Origin of the sequence: Nostoc sp. (assembly GCF_035638895.1) — a bacterium.
GTDB lineage: Bacteria > Cyanobacteriota > Cyanobacteriia > Cyanobacteriales > Nostocaceae > Nostoc.
Genome location: NZ_DASQZC010000365.1, coordinates 1 through 2,299, shown reverse-complemented (window position 1 = coordinate 2,299; position 2,299 = coordinate 1). Strand labels below are relative to the sequence as shown.

General features: G+C 46.5%; 1 protein-coding gene. It reads left to right on the top strand.

Going from position 1 to position 2,299, the window contains the following annotated elements:
• Positions 1-70: 70 nt before the first annotated feature.
• Positions 71-2,299: pyruvate:ferredoxin (flavodoxin) oxidoreductase (gene nifJ / locus VE944_RS17895; protein ID WP_324979635.1), on the top strand; the 2,229-nt coding region annotated here is incomplete at its 3' end.

Sequence of the window (2,299 nt, the reverse complement as noted above, 5' to 3'; positions counted from 1 at the left end):
TGGCTATTTTTGATTCTTATATTCACATGTTCTGATAATGCAGCTTAGAGGCGGGGACAAAAATCCAATTATGAACAAAACCTTTGCAACCATCGACGGGAATGAGGCTGTTGCCCGTGTTGCTTACAAATTAAATGAAGTGATTGCCATTTATCCGATTACCCCCTCTTCAGCAATGGGTGAATGGGCAGATGCTTGGTCAGCAGAAGGTCGTCCCAACCTTTGGGGTACTATTCCTAGCGTCGTGCAGATGCAGAGCGAAGGGGGAGCGGCTGGTGCTGTGCATGGGGCATTGCAAACAGGCTCCCTGAGTACCACCTTCACGGCATCTCAGGGATTATTGTTGATGATACCCAACTTCTACAAAATTGCTGGTGAACTTACTAGTGCCGTAGTTCACGTTGCCGCCCGTTCTTTGGCTACCCATGCGTTATCAATTTTTGGTGATCATAGCGATGTAATGGCAGCTCGTGCAACTGGTTTCGCCCTGCTATGTTCTGCTTCGGTGCAGGAAAGCCAAGATTTTGCTCTCATCGCCCATGCTGCTACCCTGGAGACGCGAGTCTCGTTTATGCACTTCTTTGACGGCTTCCGTACTTCGCATGAAGTGCAGAAAGTCAAATTGCTCTCAGATGACGATTTGCGATCGCTAATTCACGATAACCTAATACTCGCCCATCGTAGCCGTGCGCTCACCCCAGACCGTCCAGTATTGCGGGGTACTGCCCAAAATCCTGATGTTTATTTTCAAGGGCGTGAAGGCGCTAACCTTTACTACAACGCCTGTCCAAATATTGTCCAGCGCATCATGGATGAATTTGGAGAACGCACGGGAAGGCATTATAAAATCTATGAATATTACGGGGACAACAATGCTGATCGCGTTATCGTTCTTATGGGTTCAGGCTGTGAAACCGTCCATGAAACAGTAGATTACCTTAACGCCCGTGGTGAAAAACTTGGCGTAGTGAAAGTGCGACTTTACCGCCCCTTTGATGTTCAAAGGTTTGTTGCAGTATTACCAACTAGTGTACAAGCGATCGCAGTTCTCGACCGCACCAAAGAAGCAGGTAGCGCCGGTGAGCCTTTGTATTTAGATGTTGTAGCTGCTATCCATGAAGCGTGGGGAGATAAGAGAGCAGGGGGAGCAGGGGAGGCAGGGGGAGAAAATACTTTCTCATACCCTAAAATCATCGGTGGTCGTTATGGTCTTTCATCTAAGGAATTTACTCCGGCGATGGTGAAGGGCATTTTTGATAACCTTGCTCAAGCTAAATCGAAAAATCACTTTACTATTGGGATTAATGACGACGTTAGTCATACTTCCTTGAGCTTTGACTCTAACTTTTCTACAGAATCGGATAACGTTGTTCGGGCAATGTTCTATGGATTGGGTGCTGATGGCACTGTTGGGGCTAATAAAAACTCCATCAAGATTATTGGTGAAGAAACCGACAATTACGCCCAAGGCTACTTTGTCTTTGACTCCAAAAAATCTGGCTCAATGACCGTCTCTCACCTACGTTTCGGGAAAGAGCCAATTCGCTCTACCTACTTGATTGACCAAGCCAACTTTATTGGTTGTCATCACTGGGGATTTCTAGAACGCATAGATATTTTGAAGGCTGCTATTTCTGGGGCGACTTTGCTGCTTAACAGTCCATACAATGCAGATACCGTCTGGGAATATCTGCCGTTGAAGGTACAGCAGCAAATTATCGACAAACATTTGAAGTTATATGTAATCAACGCTAGCCAGGTTGCCCGTGACAGTGGCATGGGTGGCAGAATTAACACCATTATGCAGGTATGCTTCTTTGCCTTGGCGGGTGTCTTGCCGCAAGAAGAAGCCATCGCTAAAATCAAACAAGCAATTGAAAAAACCTATGGTAAAAAAGGCGTAGAAGTTGTCCGCATGAACTTGCAAGCTGTAGACAACACCTTAGATAACTTGCATAAAGTAGATGTCCCCCAAACAATCCTAACTCCTAACTCCCCACTCCCCACTCCCCACTCCCCACTCCCCATTCCCAAATTTGTGCAAGAAGTTCTAGGCAAAATCATGATTTGGGAAGGTGATGATTTACCTGTTAGCACACTACCTGTTGATGGCACTTTTCCCGTAGGTACTGCCAAGTGGGAAAAACGTAACGTTGCCGAAGAGATACCTGTATGGGAGCCGGATGTCTGCGTTCAATGTGGTAAGTGCGTGATGGTTTGTCCCCACAGTGCCATCCGTGCAAAGGCTTATCAACCTGATGAATTAGTCAATGCGCCAGGAACCTTCAAGTCAACTGGT